The sequence below is a fragment of the Chlorobaculum parvum NCIB 8327 genome (assembly GCF_000020505.1).
Lineage (GTDB): Bacteria > Bacteroidota > Chlorobiia > Chlorobiales > Chlorobiaceae > Chlorobaculum > Chlorobaculum parvum_A.
This window is the reverse complement of the sequence record NC_011027.1, coordinates 968,509-984,121: the sequence shown is the minus strand read 5'-3', so window position 1 is coordinate 984,121 and position 15,613 is coordinate 968,509. Positions and strand designations below refer to the sequence as shown.

Annotated in this window: 7 protein-coding genes; all 7 read left to right on the top strand. The window is 56.7% G+C overall.

Going from position 1 to position 15,613, the window contains the following annotated elements; all coding sequences use genetic code 11:
* The first annotated feature begins 33 nt into the window (after window positions 1-33).
* The 7 genes from CPAR_RS04575 (at window position 34) to CPAR_RS04545 (ending at window position 15,591) form a co-directional block, all read left to right on the top strand.
* Window positions 34-474, top strand: a complete 441-nt coding sequence (locus CPAR_RS04575) for a GPW/gp25 family protein (protein ID WP_012502140.1) — start codon at window positions 34-36, stop codon at window positions 472-474.
* Window positions 475-501: 27 nt separating this feature from the next.
* Window positions 502-4,191, top strand: a complete 3,690-nt coding sequence (locus CPAR_RS04570) for a baseplate J/gp47 family protein (protein ID WP_198002635.1) — start codon at window positions 502-504, stop codon at window positions 4,189-4,191.
* A gap of 33 nt (window positions 4,192-4,224) precedes the next feature.
* Entirely contained in the window at window positions 4,225-7,530 is a 3,306-nt protein-coding gene (locus CPAR_RS04565) for a hypothetical protein (protein WP_012502138.1), read from the top strand.
* 36 nt (window positions 7,531-7,566) lie between these two features.
* Window positions 7,567-9,252, top strand: coding sequence for a hypothetical protein (locus CPAR_RS04560; RefSeq protein ID WP_012502137.1), 1,686 nt, complete (start codon window positions 7,567-7,569; stop codon window positions 9,250-9,252).
* Window positions 9,153-10,301: a hypothetical protein gene (locus CPAR_RS04555; protein ID WP_156773370.1), complete on the top strand. Its 1,149-nt coding sequence runs from the start codon at window positions 9,153-9,155 to the stop codon at window positions 10,299-10,301. The genes CPAR_RS04560 and CPAR_RS04555 overlap by 100 nt, the downstream gene beginning before the upstream one ends.
* Window positions 10,302-10,533: 232 nt before the next feature.
* A complete protein-coding gene (locus CPAR_RS10610; RefSeq protein ID WP_012502135.1) occupies window positions 10,534-12,195 on the top strand; it encodes a contractile injection system tape measure protein in 1,662 nt (553 codons plus the stop codon).
* A gap of 12 nt (window positions 12,196-12,207) precedes the next feature.
* Window positions 12,208-15,591, top strand: a complete 3,384-nt coding sequence (locus CPAR_RS04545) for an eCIS core domain-containing protein (protein ID WP_012502134.1) — start codon at window positions 12,208-12,210, stop codon at window positions 15,589-15,591.
* The last annotated feature ends 22 nt before the right edge of the window (window positions 15,592-15,613 follow it).

The following is a 15,613-nucleotide window of genomic DNA, read 5'->3' as shown; positions in this document are numbered from 1 at the left end:
TAAACTGTAACTCTTTTTTAAACAGATACCATCATGCAATTGCCGTTTCTTGGACGTGGATGGGCCTTTCCCCCGGCATTCGACCGGAACGTGCCCGGCGTGCAGATGCTTGAGGACGAAGCCGAGATCGCCTCGAGCCTTGCCGTGCTGCTCGGCACCTTGCAGGGCGAGCGCGTCATGATTCCATGGTACGGCTGCAACCTTGACGAACTGATTTTCGAAAACCTCGACACGCGCATCAAAACCCTTGTCGCCGACAAGATCGAGTCATCCCTGCTTTACTTCGAGCCGCGCATCAGGGCTGAAAAAATCTCGATAGAGACTCACGAGGAACAGAATGGCGTGCTGCTGATCAGCATCGACTACCTGATCAAGGCAACCAACTCACGATTCAACATGGTCTATCCATACTACATTCAGGAAGGAACCGACATCGATCTGGCAATAACCGTCAATCCTTTGGGGGAGAGCTGAAGTATGGCCGGTGGTAACAAGTGCCAGATGCAACAGGACCCGAACCGCCTCACGCGCGAAGGAACGAGCCAGAAGCAGCGATTCCCTGCCGCGCTCGATCCGGCCAGTGCGCCAATTGACGGGCGAATGCCGGAACACGCCGTTGCATTTGCCCGAAACTATTCGGCATGGCTGCGTTTCCATGATCTGAACAACGCCGAAGTTGACGACTGGCAGCGCTTCTTCAGCCAGGACGCGCTCGTCGGGGTTGCCTGCACTGCCATCGAGAAGGTCGATCGGTATCGCATCAGAACAAAAACGCTGTTCGAGCTGCTCAAAAACTCCCGAAGCGCACCATCGGGAACCGATTTTCGCGCCAGCCTCGGCATGCTGTTCAGCAACGTCGGAACCCTGGCCCGAGAGCTCGACCGGCTCAAGGACGAGCTCGACGACAGCCTCGCGCTCAAGGCAACCCTGAACAAGCTGATCACTACCCGCCTTGCCCCGGCGTTCAGGAAGCTGATCGCTATCTACAAGGGTGGATGCGCAAGCGACCTGATCGATACCGATGCAACCGACGAGCAATTGCTCATCTTCGACGCTGCCACTGGATCGTTCCAGAGCATCTGCGACACAGGGCTGTCGAAAACTTGGATAACCAACGGCTCGGCAACCTGGGCAGCGTTCCATTCAGCCATCGATGCCGATGAAAGCCTCTATTCGGTCGATTCAGGACAGGACGTCTACAGCCATCTGGCAACGCATAACCTCTTCGCCTCGCTGTTCGATCTGTTTCTGAAAGCCTTCGCCCGAACGGTTGCCGATGCCAACGCCGCGCTTCCTGGCCTGATGACCGGCCAAAACGACCATCAGCCCCATTACGGCCTGTTCCTCGCCTTCCTGCAGCTCATGGAACACTCGCGTGAGCACCTGAATACACTCACCGGCAGGCATCTGGATCACTACTACAAGGAGGTGCTGCAACTCAAGCCGAACGCCTCGGTAGCCAACGAAGTACATCTGCTGTTCGAGCTGGCCAAAAACCGTGACAGCGCACGGCTGGAGAGTGGCACACTGTTCAAGGGCAAAAATGCGGCGGGCCAGACCGTTCAGTACGCGCTGAACGAGCAGCTCGTAGCCAACAAAGCATCGGTTGACGCCATGAAAGCGGTGGGGCGCTCGACGACGGACGCAACACCCCGCCTCTACGCCTGGCCCATGATGAACTCCAGCGACGGCATTGGAGGAGAGCTGACGACGGCGGATGGCGCATGGCACCCGTTCATCAACGTCACCGGCACGGAAAATCTGGCCAGTGCTGGATTCGTCATCGCCTCACACTACCTTTTGCTCCGTGAGGGAAGCCGCACCATCACTCTGACGCTTGAATGCAAGGAAAAAACCATTTCGACGCAGGAGTTCTGCAACAGTTTCGAGTTTTACGTTTCAGGAGAAAAAGAGTGGAGCAAGGCAACCATCGACACAAGCAAACTGTCAGGTTCGACGAGCAGCAAGATTATCATTCCGCTTACGCTCGACGGCTCCATGCCGGCAGTGGTGCCGATGACCGGGGCAGATCCGGGCAATGCCCTCCCTTCCGACCTGCCGATGCTCAAGGCCGTCCTGAAGCAGGATGCAAAGAGCCTCTCTTTCGAAACGCTACAGGGACTGCATCTGAACCTGGCCAAGGCAACGCTTGACGTGCGCGTCGGTTACGGCAGCGACAACAAGCCTGACGGCACTGGCCTGAAAAACCTGAGCGTCTCGAACAAGTTCGGCGACCTCAAAACCGACAAGCCGTTCCAGCCCTTTGGTGCAACGCCCGAAACCGGCGACGCGCTCATTATCGGCTCGGACGAACTGTTCCAGAAAAAGAATGCCCGTTTCCAACTGCGCGTCGTCTGGAAAGGCTTGCCCTTCTGGAGAGGCAACATCGATTTCGACTGGGTCAACGAATTTTATCCGAAAGTCTCGCTGAGCTTTCTGAAGAAGGGCTCCTGGCCTGAAACTCCCGACAAGGAACGGCTCTCGCTGTTCCGGTGGAACCATGCAGATCTGACCATTCCGGACAGCAACACAACCCTGCCGGTGCAGACCGTGACGGAAGCTCATTTCGATACGACCCGCTACACGCTCGACAGCCGTTGCGGATTCATGAAACTCAACCTCGAAGACGATTTCGGCCACGAGCTCTATCCCCTGACGCTCAGCCAATACCTCATACGCAAGGCATCGGGCGAAGAGATGGCTGATGACTGCATGAGCTTGTGGAAACAGGTACGCAACGATCTGTATGTCTGGAAAGACGGACGAAAAGAGCCGAAAGACCCAAAGAATTTCACCCAGCAGTTTGTCGAAGCGTTCTCGAAATGCATGCCGGTCGAGCCCTACACGCCCCTCATCGAGTCGCTGACGCTGAGCTACCGGGCAACGGTTGCGCTATCCGACACCACGCTATACCATCTCACCCCGTTTGGAAGCACGGAGGTCTCGGAAGAAACCAAGCCTACGTTGCTCTACCCGTTCAAGAACGAAGGCGAATTCTACATCGGAATCAAAGATTTGCAAGCCGGCAGCACGCTTTCGCTGCTCTTCCAGCTCGCCGAAGGCAGCGCTGCGCCGACCGTCGCCAAGCCTGAAGAGCATATCCAGTGGAGTTACCTCTGTTCCGGAGAATGGGTTGACTTCGCCACCACCGAACTCTCGGACGACACCGCACAGCTCACCCGCTCCGGCATTATCCGCTTTGCCGTACCCTCAGCAGCTACGACCGGGGATTCGCTATTCGGCGCTGAGAATCTGCACTGGCTGCGAGCCGTGGTCAGCGAAAAACCGGAAGCGGTCTGCAAGATCATCACCATTTCGGCCCAGGCTGCCAGAGCGACGCAGCTCCTTTCAGAGGAGTCCAGTGATGACCAGCAGAGCGAACAGTTGGCTGCTGGTACCGTCACCAAAGCGGTCACGCCCGATGCGGCAATCAAAAAAATCACGCAGCCCTACGCAACCTTCGGCGGTCGTGCGGCGGAAGATGAAACCGCATTCCGCACCAGAGTGAGCGAACGGCTAAGGCACCGGAACCGCGCCATCACGATGTGGGATTACGAGCGCCTTGTGCTGCAAGCCTTCCCGAACATCTACAAGGTCAAGTGCCTGAACCACACCTGGTTCGAGCCCGACGATGCCGGCACCGGCATCTACCGCGAGCTTGCGCCCGGCCATGTCACCATCGTGGCGATTCCGAACCTGCGCAACAACAACGCCATCGATCCACTGCGCCCGTACACAAGCCTCGGCGATCTCGATCTCGTCAAAACGCACCTCGAAGCGCACGCCTCCGACATGGTGACCCTGCATGTGGAGAATCCGGTGTTTGAGTCGGTACAGACAGAGTTCAAAGTCCGCTTGCTGCCCGGTTTTGATGAGAATTACCATATCGAACTGCTTCGGCAGGAGCTGATGCGTCACCTCTCGCCCTGGGCCTTCGAGGAGGGGGCGGATATCAGCTTCGGGGGAAAAATTCATAAGTCCTCGCTCATCGATTTCGTCGAAGAGCGCGCCTATGTGGACTACGTCACCGATTTCCGGATGTACCACATCGACGGCAACGAAAAGAAAAGCGACGACACCGATGAAGCCGAAGCCTCCCTGCCGATCTCGATTCTTGTCTCGGTGGAGGCGGGCCAACACCTGATCGAGACGATTTCCGACGAGGAAAGCGTCACCGGCCAGCAATCATAGCGCACTGACGACGTTTCAAACAACCATTCCGCGATGCCTGAAAAGAGCGTAACCATACCGAAGGAGCCAAAGCGCCAGCCGGATCAGAACTTCACTCTGCTTCGACACCAGGGAATCGAGCTGATCGAACGGATGAGCAGCAAGTGGTGGACCGACTACAACAGTCACGATCCGGGCATCACCATTCTCGAAGCGCTCTGTTACGCCATCACCGATCTCGGCTATCGCATCGGCTGGAATGTGCAGGATCTTCTTGCTGATCCGCCTGGAAAGGATGCTGCGAAATCGACCCAACCCTTTTTCACGGCAAGGCAAACGTTGACGGTCAATCCGCTCACGGCGGACGATTTCCGGCGTCTGCTCATCGACCACGACGGTGTGCGGAACGCATGGGCCACGCCGCGAAAATCCGTATGCGAAAGCTACTGGTATCCGGATTTCAAGGAGGATCGGCTGAGCTTTTTGCCCTCCGTTCTCAAGAAAAACGTATCGGCAATCTGGCCGCTTGGCATGTGGGACATCCATCTCCAGTTCGAAACGCACCCGGAACTCGGAGACCTGAACGAGCGGAAGGCAACGTACACCCTTGCCGTAGAGACCGACCCGAGCCAGTCGCTGTTCGTCACCTTGGAGTTCAGGCTGCCCGAATGGGATTCCGAAGCATGGGGCCAACCATCCGGATACGTCGATAGCGATGGCAAGCTGCTGAAATCGGTCTCGAAAGTCTCACTCAAAAACGCGGCCAGTTCCGCCGGACAGAAACGAAGCTACACCGTCGATATCGAGCTCTTTATCGATAATGAAACCCAACCTTCGATCGTGCTTGAACAGGTTCCGGTAAGCCTGTACGGCACCTCAACGGCGATCAAAAGCTTCGGCGCTGCGTTTGAATCGAACAGCTTCTTCGAACAGGAGCTGGTGCAGGCACTGGCCGAACCGTTCATCCTGAAGTCAGCCGCTGTCCGGCAAATCATGGAGCAGGTTTCCGCAACGCTGCAAAGCCACAGGAACCTCTGCGAAGAGTTCTGCAGCATCAAGCCGATCCAGGTCGAGGAGGTTGCCGTTTGCGCGGACATCGTCGTAGCGGCGGACGCCGACATCGAACAGGCACTGGCCTCGGTGCTCTTCACCATCGAAAACCATTTTAATCCGCAGGTGCCGTTCCACTCGCTGCAGGAACTTTTGGACGAAGGCGTGGCGGTCGATGAAATCTTCGAAGGCCCGATGCTGAACCATGGCTTCATCCGGCAGGATGAACTGGACGAAGCGCAACTGCGTCAAGGGCTGCGAACTTCAGACATCATCAACGAGCTGGTTGAAATCGATGGCATCATCGCGGTACGGAACCTGCGCCTGACCCGTCTGGACAGCACCGGCAAAGCGGTCAGCGGCGTGGCCGATACCGGAACGGGTACGGACAAGGACAAGGTGAGCGCCGAATGGACGCTCAAGATCAGCGACAACCACTTGCCGGTATTGTCGATTGAAAACTCGGCCTTCACCTTCTACAAAAACGAGCTACCGTTCACGGCCGATTTCCTTGAGGTTCGCGATACGCTCAACCTGCTCCGTGGACAGGCCGAGCAGCTGAAAATCGAGCAAAAGAGTGTCCTCGACCTTCCTGCTCCGGAGGGCACCTGGCGCAATCCGGGCGACTACAGCCCCGTGCAGTACGAGCTGCCTGCGATCTACGGCACCGGCCCCGACGGGGTTCGCGAACCGGCAACGGAGGAGCGGCGGGCGCAGGTAAAGCAGCTCAAGACCTACCTGATGGTCTTCGAGCAGCTTCTGGCCAACGCCTACTCGCAGCTGGCAAATGCGCGGCACCTCTTTTCGCTCGACCCAGGTGTGGAGCAAACCCTGTTCGTCAAGGATCTGAACCACGAAGAGCTCATCCGCGGGGTCAGTGACATCCTCAAAGCGGAGCTTGACGCATCGACGCTGCACAGCATGGTGGAAAGCGATTCGACCATGCAGGAGCGCCGGAACCTTTTCCTCGACCATCTCCTTGCACGCTTCGGGGAGCGCATCACCGATTACGCCCTGCACCTCACCGGGTATGACGGCAAACAGAAATCGGCCGCGCAGCTCATCAAGGACAAGCTGACGCTCCTGTCAGCACTGCCATCGCTGAGCCGCAACCGCGCCAGAGGCCTGAACAGCGAAGAAGAGGCTGTGCTGAAAAAGCGGATCGCACTGCTTGCCGGCATGGCCGAAGAGAGCGAAGAGAAGATCATCATTGTGGAGCACCTCCTGCTCAGGCCGCGCTTCCACGGAGATGCCCTGCTGGAGGTGTGCCTCGACGGAAGCAGCGCCACCTCATGCGGCAGGCAGGATCCGTACTCGTTCCAGCTTACGGTCATCATGCCTGGCTGGCATGCGCCGTTCGACAGCAACATCGACCTGCGCCGCTCCATTGAGCGCACCATCAGGCAGGAAATCCCGGCGCACCTGCTCGGCAAAATCTGCTGGATCGACAATCAGGAGTACCCGTCGAGCGAGCGCAACAAATTCGTCGAACTGCTGACCACCTATCTGCGCAAAAAGGGCAAAACCGCAGGCAACGCCATGCCGACCATCACGAGCGCCAGCAACGGAGCGGGACTGATCCACGATGCCGCGCTACCGGTGGTCACAGCGTGGCTGGAGAGCGGAGAGTACCGGCTTTACCAGGGCGGGACGGTTAAAACAGCGCTGCGCGAACTGCTCAGCGAAAAGCTCGATCCTTTGTCGGCAATCTACGGCGGCGTCAGCAACTACGACACCATCGCCGAAGACGTGTTCGAGTATCTTACCGACCACTTTATCGATCTGGTTACCGATGACCGCTGGCACCTGCACGACCGTTTCACCGAAGTCTGGAACGCATGGCTCACGGTGCCGAATGAAGAGCATCAGGCGCCGGAGCGCTCGAACGACTTTATCGAACAGGTCCGGAAAGCTATGATCGGCAAAATCGGCCCATGGCTCGATCCGGCTGAAACCGCCCGGCAGGCTGTCGGGCAGTTCGGCGAGCTCTTCTCGAAAGCCCTGAACCAGCCGGGCGCCAAAAGCGAGAGCCTCGACGATCCAAAAAAGTTTGTCGGCAGCGTTTTCGATACGGCAACAGGCTACGAACCGCTCAACAACCGCTCGCTGTCGGATTCGGAAAAGCAGCAGCTGAAAGAACTTTTCATCGACTTCTACGCACCACGCATCGAACAAAGCCTCCTGTTGCGCGACGTGGTTTCGATGCTCGCAAGACTGCGAAGCATCTACCCGTCGGCAACCCTGCACGACTGCAAAGAGGGCAACGATATCAACCCGGTCCGGCTCGACAGCACCATGCTCGGCGGGTAAAAACCATGGTCATCAATCGCTAAACAACAGCTTGTCATGATCCCTGAGAACAACTACTATCCGTTATTCGAGGTCAACCAGGTGCTGAGCGCCTCACACCTCAATACGCTCCACGACCGGCTCGACGAACAGAACCGCCTGACGCGAGCCACGCTGCACGGCATCGGCATCGTCTGCGGGTTGGAGATTTCGGTAAGCAAGAGCGGCGGAAACGCAACCATTGCGATCTCCAAAGGGTACGGCGTTACCTCGGAAGGGTACGCCGTCATCATCGGCGACGAGGGATTTCAGGCTGACCGGTGCAGGAAACTGACCATCGAGGATGACTATACTCCCTTGCTCGTGGACGAAGACGAAGAGGCCGAGCTGCTCGAACTGCTCGACAGCGACCACGAACTCTACGACGACGATGACAGCTCCACGATCGATGCTACGAGCCTTTCCGGGATGGCTGTTTTACTCTACGTCGAGCGGCTCGAAACCAGCCTGAAAACCTGCACGCCAAGCTCATGCGAAGATCAGGGAACAACGGTAACCGAGCGCGTGCGCAAGCTGCTCGTTCCGACCAGTTTTCTGGACAGCCTGCACGAACAGACCTCAAAAGAGATCGAAACCGAGGGGGACTTTTTCCCAGATCGTGCCACACGCCTCAACCTGCCCGACATCGACATGCCGCGTTTCGACGTTCCGGCAACCGAGTTAACAGACACCGAATCGATCCTCCAGGCATACAAAACCATCCTCGTCGATCAATCGCTCTTCAAACGAATCGCGGAAGCCCTCGAGCAGGCACGAGACGCTTTCAGCCCGCTTCTGACCGATAGCGGTTCGGCATTTACCAAACGCCTTGAACGCCTTGAACGAATCGCCGAAGAGTTCATGAAGCCGTCACCGGCCACAAAAGCGGTGAGCTTCCAGTATTACTATGGTTTTCTGAACGACCTCATCGACGCCTACAATGAATTCCGCTGGAAAGCGCTTGAGCTGACGGAGCTCTGCACTCCCCCATCACAGTTATTCCCGCGTCATCTGGAGCTGGGCGAACTGGATGTAGCTTCTGGCAGTAAGCCTTCGGAAAAGGCAGGCGCTCTCGCCTATCGCCATACGTTCCGGCCATCTCCGGCACTTGGAGAGCTGAAGGTCACAAGCCGTGAAGTACAATCGCTCTTCGACAGGCTGCAGGCAATGATCGACCGCTTCGACCTTCCAGAACCGGAACAAACAAAGGGCCCGGAGAAGCAGATACAGATTACGCCGGGCCGCACAGCAGAAGTGCCGCTCTCGCAACGCCCCATCCCGTGCTATTACAGCGTCAACTCGACCCTGCTGGACGTCTGGGACTTTGCGAAAACCGATGCAGGAAGAGCCAGCCTCAACCGGGGCTATGGAGTCTCCGGCGATGATCCGCTGGCCCTTTCGTTCGACAAAAGCGGCTTTTTCCGTATCGAGGGGCACCTTGGCCATGAATGGAGCAAAACCCTCGACGCGCTGAAAAAGAAGATCGCCGACTACCGTCTGCCTTTTGATGTGCTTGTCGTAAAAACCGAAACTCCGCCGGACGACGCCACCGAAGAGGAACGATTGGGCTATCTGCAGGAATTCGTAAAAAACATCCAGGAATCGTGCACAGCGCAGGCGTTCTCCCCGGCGGTACCTTCGTCATGGTTTGCAACAGCACATCGGGCACTGTTCCTTCAGGCAACCCTTTCCACGAGGTGCTGATCAACCTGAGGTTGAACACGATTATCGCGGATTTTTCTCTCCCGTACCGAGTCAGTGAAACGACAACAGCCGCCGATGTTCCGGTTGGAGAGTGCGAATATCACTGGATCGACAGCGTCCGGCACCTGAACAACATTACGCTTCGAAAGTACCGTAAAAACGCAACACCAAAAGCCCCGGCCTCGCACGAACAGGAGCGCAACCGCCTTGCCACCAACTATGTCGTGCGAATCAAGCGGTACGAAATCCAGGGCCGCAACCTTCTTGAAAACAACAGCTACGTCGATGTCAACGTACCACTGAGCGAGCTGAAAAGCTACGGCCACGCCGCCATCATGAAAAAACTCAACGAGGAATTTCCGCTCGGCGTAGTGTTCGATCACACCGCAGGGACAGGAAACATGCTCATCCGTTTTGTGCGGGGACAGCGCTTCCGCATCGAGCTTGAAGGCGTGCAAGGCAACCGCATCCGCTACGCTTACGATCAGACCGGTATGTACCGCAAGTACGGTGACAACTGGGAGCCGGTAGGCACTCCGAAGAAAGAGGAGTCGTGCCGCATGGTTGCCGGAAACTACGACGAAAACGTCTACGGCTGGCTGCACCAGAACTTCGGGCAGTCATCGCTCACCACCATTGCCCGTCCGACAGCCAAAGAGGTCATCGACTGGCAAAAGCTCGCCCTTGCGCGTGCTCGGCGCTACCCGAACGCCGCCTCCTTGCCGATTGCCTCACTCCTGACCACCGTCGCTGCGGCGATCAGGCAGATCGATCCGCAAGCAGGGATCGTGCTGGTTGGATGTTGGGCTAACGGAAGCTGGCTGTCGAGAATCGAAAGTGAGAACCTTGAGAGCTTCGGATCTGCGGCAAACCTGAATACCTTCCGGACGCTCAACAAAAAGGTGACCGGCAGAAGCGGTTACAGTGACATCGACCTGCTGATCGACAGCGATGAAGCCATCACGCCGGAGATGATCCGCGTCACCAGCGGCTATGCTATCTCGATGTTCAGGGGAAAGAAGGATGCGCAGAAAGGGATGGGGCTCTGATGGAGGGTCGCTATAAAAAGGAGAACCACCGGCGTGCTTTCATGACTTTCTGCCTACTTGTATTTTCGGACGCCGCTTTCACGACTCAGAATTTCACTTTTTCACCGGTGGTATTTGTAGGTTCGCCATACCGAAGTATGAATCCTCCCTTTGCGTCGAATCGCATTGCTATTGCGTTCCTCAACTCAGTAAAAGAAGTTACGCTTTTCAGATAATACGGTGCAACTTTTTTATGGCAACAGGTCAACGGCATACTATCGTCCGGCACACGCTCGACGTCAGGTTCAACGGCAGTAAAGCCGGAGCAGCGTCCCTTCAGACCTCGTTGTCCGAACTGTGCCGGCAAAGCATCACCGCTGCGCTTGAACCGGTGCTTGACCGATATACCGTTGACGGAAGCGTCCTGAAAATCGACAAGCTTGAGATCGATGCCGGATCGCTGCATCTCGACCAGCTCGACGAACGCTTTCCGGCTATGATTGCTGAAGCACTTGACAATGCACTGGGGAAAGTTGCCACAGCTGGCCAGGCAATGCCTACTGAAACCCATGAGCAGCAGACGGGCAGTCGAATCCCGGAAACGGAATCTGCAGTCGATGCTCTGCTCTTTTTCCTCCGGCACGGCACCTTGCCCTCGACCTTCAGACCGCAGTCACACGAAGCCTTTGAAACGCAACTGCGTGAAGCTTTCGAACAACCTGATCTGGCAGCACAAGCGACAAAAGAACTAATGGCACCGACAGCTCGGCAACGCCTGCTCTTGCAGTTCTCTCGACCAGTCGCCATCAAGCTGTTGGAAAGATTGACGCCCGCTGCCCTGCCGGTTATCGATGAGCTTACAACGCGGGGCCGCAACGCAGGCCTGCCTGCGAGCTCAATCATCAGCATTGAACAAAAGCTGCTCGACCGTGCCTTATCGATTGCTGCCAACCGAAACAACACTCCGCCCGAAGAGGTGCGCCAAGCGCTTCTGTCCGTTGCCATAACCATCCCGGAGGTTGTAAAAAGCGACCTCATAGCGACTCATGGTGACCAGACCGCCACTAAACCTCGCTCCGCCGAAACGCCATCGAAGCCCCAAACAACCGCCGCAGAGATGGACGTGGCCAAGTTGTCCGAAACCGTCAAAACAGCACAAACCCAGTCAGGCAGGCAAAAATCTGAACCGGCATCGCCCGGCAGCGAAACCCCTGCCCCCGAATCCCAGCTAACTGGAAACCGCTCCGAAACAACCGGCAAACCATCCGACGCATCATCCGATCCCGCCCTGACGTCGCACAAAAAGGATTCAGGAACGACACGCACCGAGCCTGCTCAGGCTGTCGCCGCTGAACGGGATACGATGGAAAAAGCCGCGCTGGAAACCGTACGAGAACATCCGGATGAACGCAACGGCCTGTACGTTGAAAACGCTGGATTGGTGCTGCTCCACCCCTTCCTACCGCAGTTTTTCAGCGCACTGAAGGTCGCCGGAGATAAGGAATTACTCCAGCCCGACCGGGCACTCCAGCTTCTGCACTTCCTCGCAACCGGCAGTGAAAATGTGCCGGAATACGAACTGGTTCTCCCCAAAATTCTCTGCGGTCTCGCGCCAGCAAGCCTCGCCGGAAAAGCGGATACACTTTCGGATGAAGAAAAAGAGGAGTCGGAAGCCCTGCTCTCAGCCGTCACGCGCCACTGGGATGTGCTGAAAAACACGGGCATCGACGCCCTGCGGGAAACCTATCTCAAACGCAACGGCAAGCTGACCCGTTGGTACGACGGCGGCTGGCTGATACAGGTCGAATCGAAAAGCTTCGACATTCTTCTGGAGAGTCTGCCTTGGGGAATTTCCATGATCAAGTTGCCCTGGATGCCGCACATGCTCCGGGTGGAATGGTTTGGTAACGCCTGAGAACCTGAGTCGATGAAAACAGCTGCAAGAAAATCGTCGAGCGCAACGCAATCAGCCCTTCATCAGGCACCAAACCCCTTCTTTGCAAAAACAGGAGAGAGGGCCTTCTTTGCCCCCGCAAAACCATCGGTTCAGGCAAAGCTTACCGTCGGCCACCCAAAAGACAAGTTCGAGCTGGAAGCCGACCACATGGCCGAAAAAGTCATGCGAATGCCCGCGCCCGCAGCTTCACCATCCACGCTAAAGGACGACAAGCTCCAGAAAAGCGAAGACCAAAGACTTCAGAAAGCGACGGAGCAAGACAAGGAGATTCAGAAAAAAGAGGATAACAAGCTCCAGCAAAAGGATGACGTGGATATTCAGAAAAGTGAGGACGATAAACTTCAGAAAGCCACCGAGCCCGACAAGGACATCCAGAAAAAGAAGGATGACAAGCTTCAGCAGAAGAACGACGAAGAGCTTCAGAAAAGCGAGGACGATAAACTCCAGAAAGCCACCGAGCCTGACAAAGACATCCAGAAAAAGGAGGACGACAAGCTCCAGCAGAAAGAAGACGAAACCCTTCAGAAAAGTGAGGACGATAAACTTCAGAAAGCCACCGAGCTCGACAAGGACATCCAGAAAAAGGAGGACGATAAACTTCAGAAAACGGAAGGTGACAAACTTCAGCGTAAAGAGAACAGCCAGGCAACAGCTCCAGACGCAGTTCACTCAGGAATTCGAAACAGTACCGGAGGTCATGCACTATCTGACGAGGTGCGCGGGTTCATGGAGCCCCGTTTCAACGCCGACTTCGGCAACGTCCGCATCCACAGCGATCAGGAAGCCGCGCACCTCAGCAACCGGCTTGGTGCCCGCGCCTTCGCCCACAAGAACCACATCTATTTCTCACGCGGCCAGTACCAACCGGGCACCAGTCAGGGCAAGCAGCTTCTTGCCCATGAACTGACCCACACCATTCAGCAAGGCCATGCCATCCAGCGGGCGCCACAGGTTTCGACGGCAAGCTCGCCGCCTCAGGTGCAGCGCCTCGGCTTGCAGGACGCACTCGACTACTTTGCCGACAAAGCGGCCAACATTCCCGGCTTCACGATGCTGACGGTCATCATCGGCTTCAACCCCATCAACCAGCGCAGCGTCGACCGCAGCGCCACGAACATTCTACGCGCGATGGTCGAAATGGTGCCGGGCGGGCACATGATTTCGCAGGCACTGGACAACCACGGCGTTTTTAACCGCGTCGCAACCTGGGCTGAGCAGCAATTCGCCACGCTGGGAGACATCGGCAGCGATCTTGTCAGCAGCCTCGACCGTTTTCTGGACTCGCTCAGCTGGACGGACATTTTCGACCTTGGGGGCGTCTGGAGTCGCGCCAAGCGCATCTTTACAGCTCCAATCAACCGACTGATTTCGTTCGCCAAGAACCTTGCGAGCGAAATTCTCGGCTTCATCAAGGATGCAATTCTCAAGCCGCTGGCCGCAATGGCGCAGGGAACGCGGGGTTACGACCTGCTTCGAGCACTGCTCGGCCAGGATCCGATCACCGGCGAGGCGGTGCCGCGAACGCCCGACACGCTCATCGGCGGCTTCATGAAGCTGATCGGTCAGGAGGAGATCTGGGAGAACATCAAGAAAGGCAATGCCATCCAGAGAGCATGGGCGTGGTTCCAAGGCACACTGGCCGGGCTGCTCGGCTTCGCCCGTTCAATTCCGCAAAAGATCATCCAGACGCTCTCCTCGCTAACGATCACCGACCTGCTGACGGTTGTCGGAGCGTTCAGAAAGATCGGCACGGCCTTCCTCAGCATCGCCGCCGAGTTCGGAAGCTGGGCACTCGGCCAGGTGGTGACCCTGCTGGAAATCCTCTTTTCGGTAGTCGCACCGGGCGTTTTGCCGTACCTGAAAAAGGCGAAAGGCGCTTTCGTCTCCATCCTGACAAACCCGATCGGCTTTGTCGGCAATCTGGTTCGAGCCGCCAAACTCGGGTTCCAGCGATTCGCGGGCAACATCGTCAAACACCTGAAAACAGCACTCATCAAGTGGCTTGTCGGGCCGCTGGCCGATGCCGGTGTTTACATCCCGAAGTCGTTCAGCCTGATAGAGATCGTCAAACTCGTGCTCTCGGTGCTGGGGCTAACGTGGCAGAACATCCGTGCCAAACTGGTGAAAATCATTCCGGAACCAGTACTTGCAGGGCTGGAAAAAACCGCCGGAATTCTGGTGACGCTCGTCAAGGAGGGGCCTGCCGCCGCCTGGAAGCAGATCAAGGGTGAGTTGAACGAACTCAAGGGCCAGCTCATCGCGCAGGTGACGCAGATGGTTTCGATCGAAATCGTGAAAGCAGCCGTGATGAAGCTGGTGAGCATGATCAATCCGGCCGGAGCGGTAGTGCAGGCGATCATCGCAATCTACAACACGATCAGCTTCTTCATCGAAAAGGCCCGGCAGATTGCAGCCGTGGTCGGCTCGTTCATCAATTCGATTGCGGCCATCGCCGCCGGTCAGGTCAACGCCGCTGCAAACAAGGTCGAGCAGACGCTGGCCAACACGCTCACCGTGGTGATTTCGTTCCTGGCCAAATTCGCCGGAATCGGCGGCATCCCGAAAAAGCTCGTCGGCATCGTCAAGAAAATCCGCAAACCCATCGACAAAGGGTTGGACAAGATTGTGGCGTGGCTCGGCAAGATATTGAAGAAGATGGTCGGCGCAGTTGCTCAGACCGGACTGCCAAAAGACCCGAACAAACGCCTGCAAATGGGCTTGAAAACCGCCGCTAAAGGAGTTCGTGCCATATCGGGAACCCCCACCCAGGCACTGATGTCCCCAATGTTATCGGCAATTAAAACCAGGTATGGGTTCGTAAAACTCGAAGCCTATCCCCGCAATGAAACCTGGTGGCTGAAAGGCAAAATCAATCCGGAAAACGAACTCGACACCGGCAAACCCGAGAAGGAAAAAACCGCAGAAGAGGCGCACAATGAGGTCATGGGGAAAATGAGCAGCAGTAACAAAACACTCCTGCAGGGACATGGCGACTTTACGAGCGGACATGCAGGCAGGTCCTTTACGACGCCTACTCGCGATTCACTGGATGATATCGGATATGCCACTGGGGACCACAGCAATTCATCGATCAAAGACCCCGGTACCAAAGGACTCCCAGCCACAAAATGGGGAAAAAAGGGCATGGGCAACTGGATTCCCGATCATCAACCTCCGGATACGCTGGTAAGCGGCGGAGCTGCTTCTTTGACGTTCCGTTTCTACCCCCATTCCCAAACTTCAGCCCGCAAGCAAGGCGGTGCTGTCCGGGTTTACAAGTTATGGATGAAAAAGGCCCGAAAACGCGAAAATAACAATTGGGCGGAAGGTGTTCAGAGCCAATGGTTCTGGTAAGAAACACGCCGCCATCCACTCA

What these genes read in the sequence shown, in the direction of transcription:
- CPAR_RS04575 (WP_012502140.1), top strand. Translation starts at nt 34, where the DNA reads ATGCAATTGCCGTTTCTTGGACGTGGATGGGCCTTTCCCCCGGCATTC.
- CPAR_RS04545 (WP_012502134.1), top strand. Translation starts at nt 12,208, where the DNA reads ATGAAAACAGCTGCAAGAAAATCGTCGAGCGCAACGCAATCAGCCCTT.
- CPAR_RS10610 (WP_012502135.1), top strand. Translation starts at nt 10,534, where the DNA reads ATGGCAACAGGTCAACGGCATACTATCGTCCGGCACACGCTCGACGTC.
- CPAR_RS04560 (WP_012502137.1), top strand. Translation starts at nt 7,567, where the DNA reads ATGATCCCTGAGAACAACTACTATCCGTTATTCGAGGTCAACCAGGTG.
- CPAR_RS04570 (WP_198002635.1), top strand. Translation starts at nt 502, where the DNA reads ATGCAACAGGACCCGAACCGCCTCACGCGCGAAGGAACGAGCCAGAAG.
- CPAR_RS04565 (WP_012502138.1), top strand. Translation starts at nt 4,225, where the DNA reads ATGCCTGAAAAGAGCGTAACCATACCGAAGGAGCCAAAGCGCCAGCCG.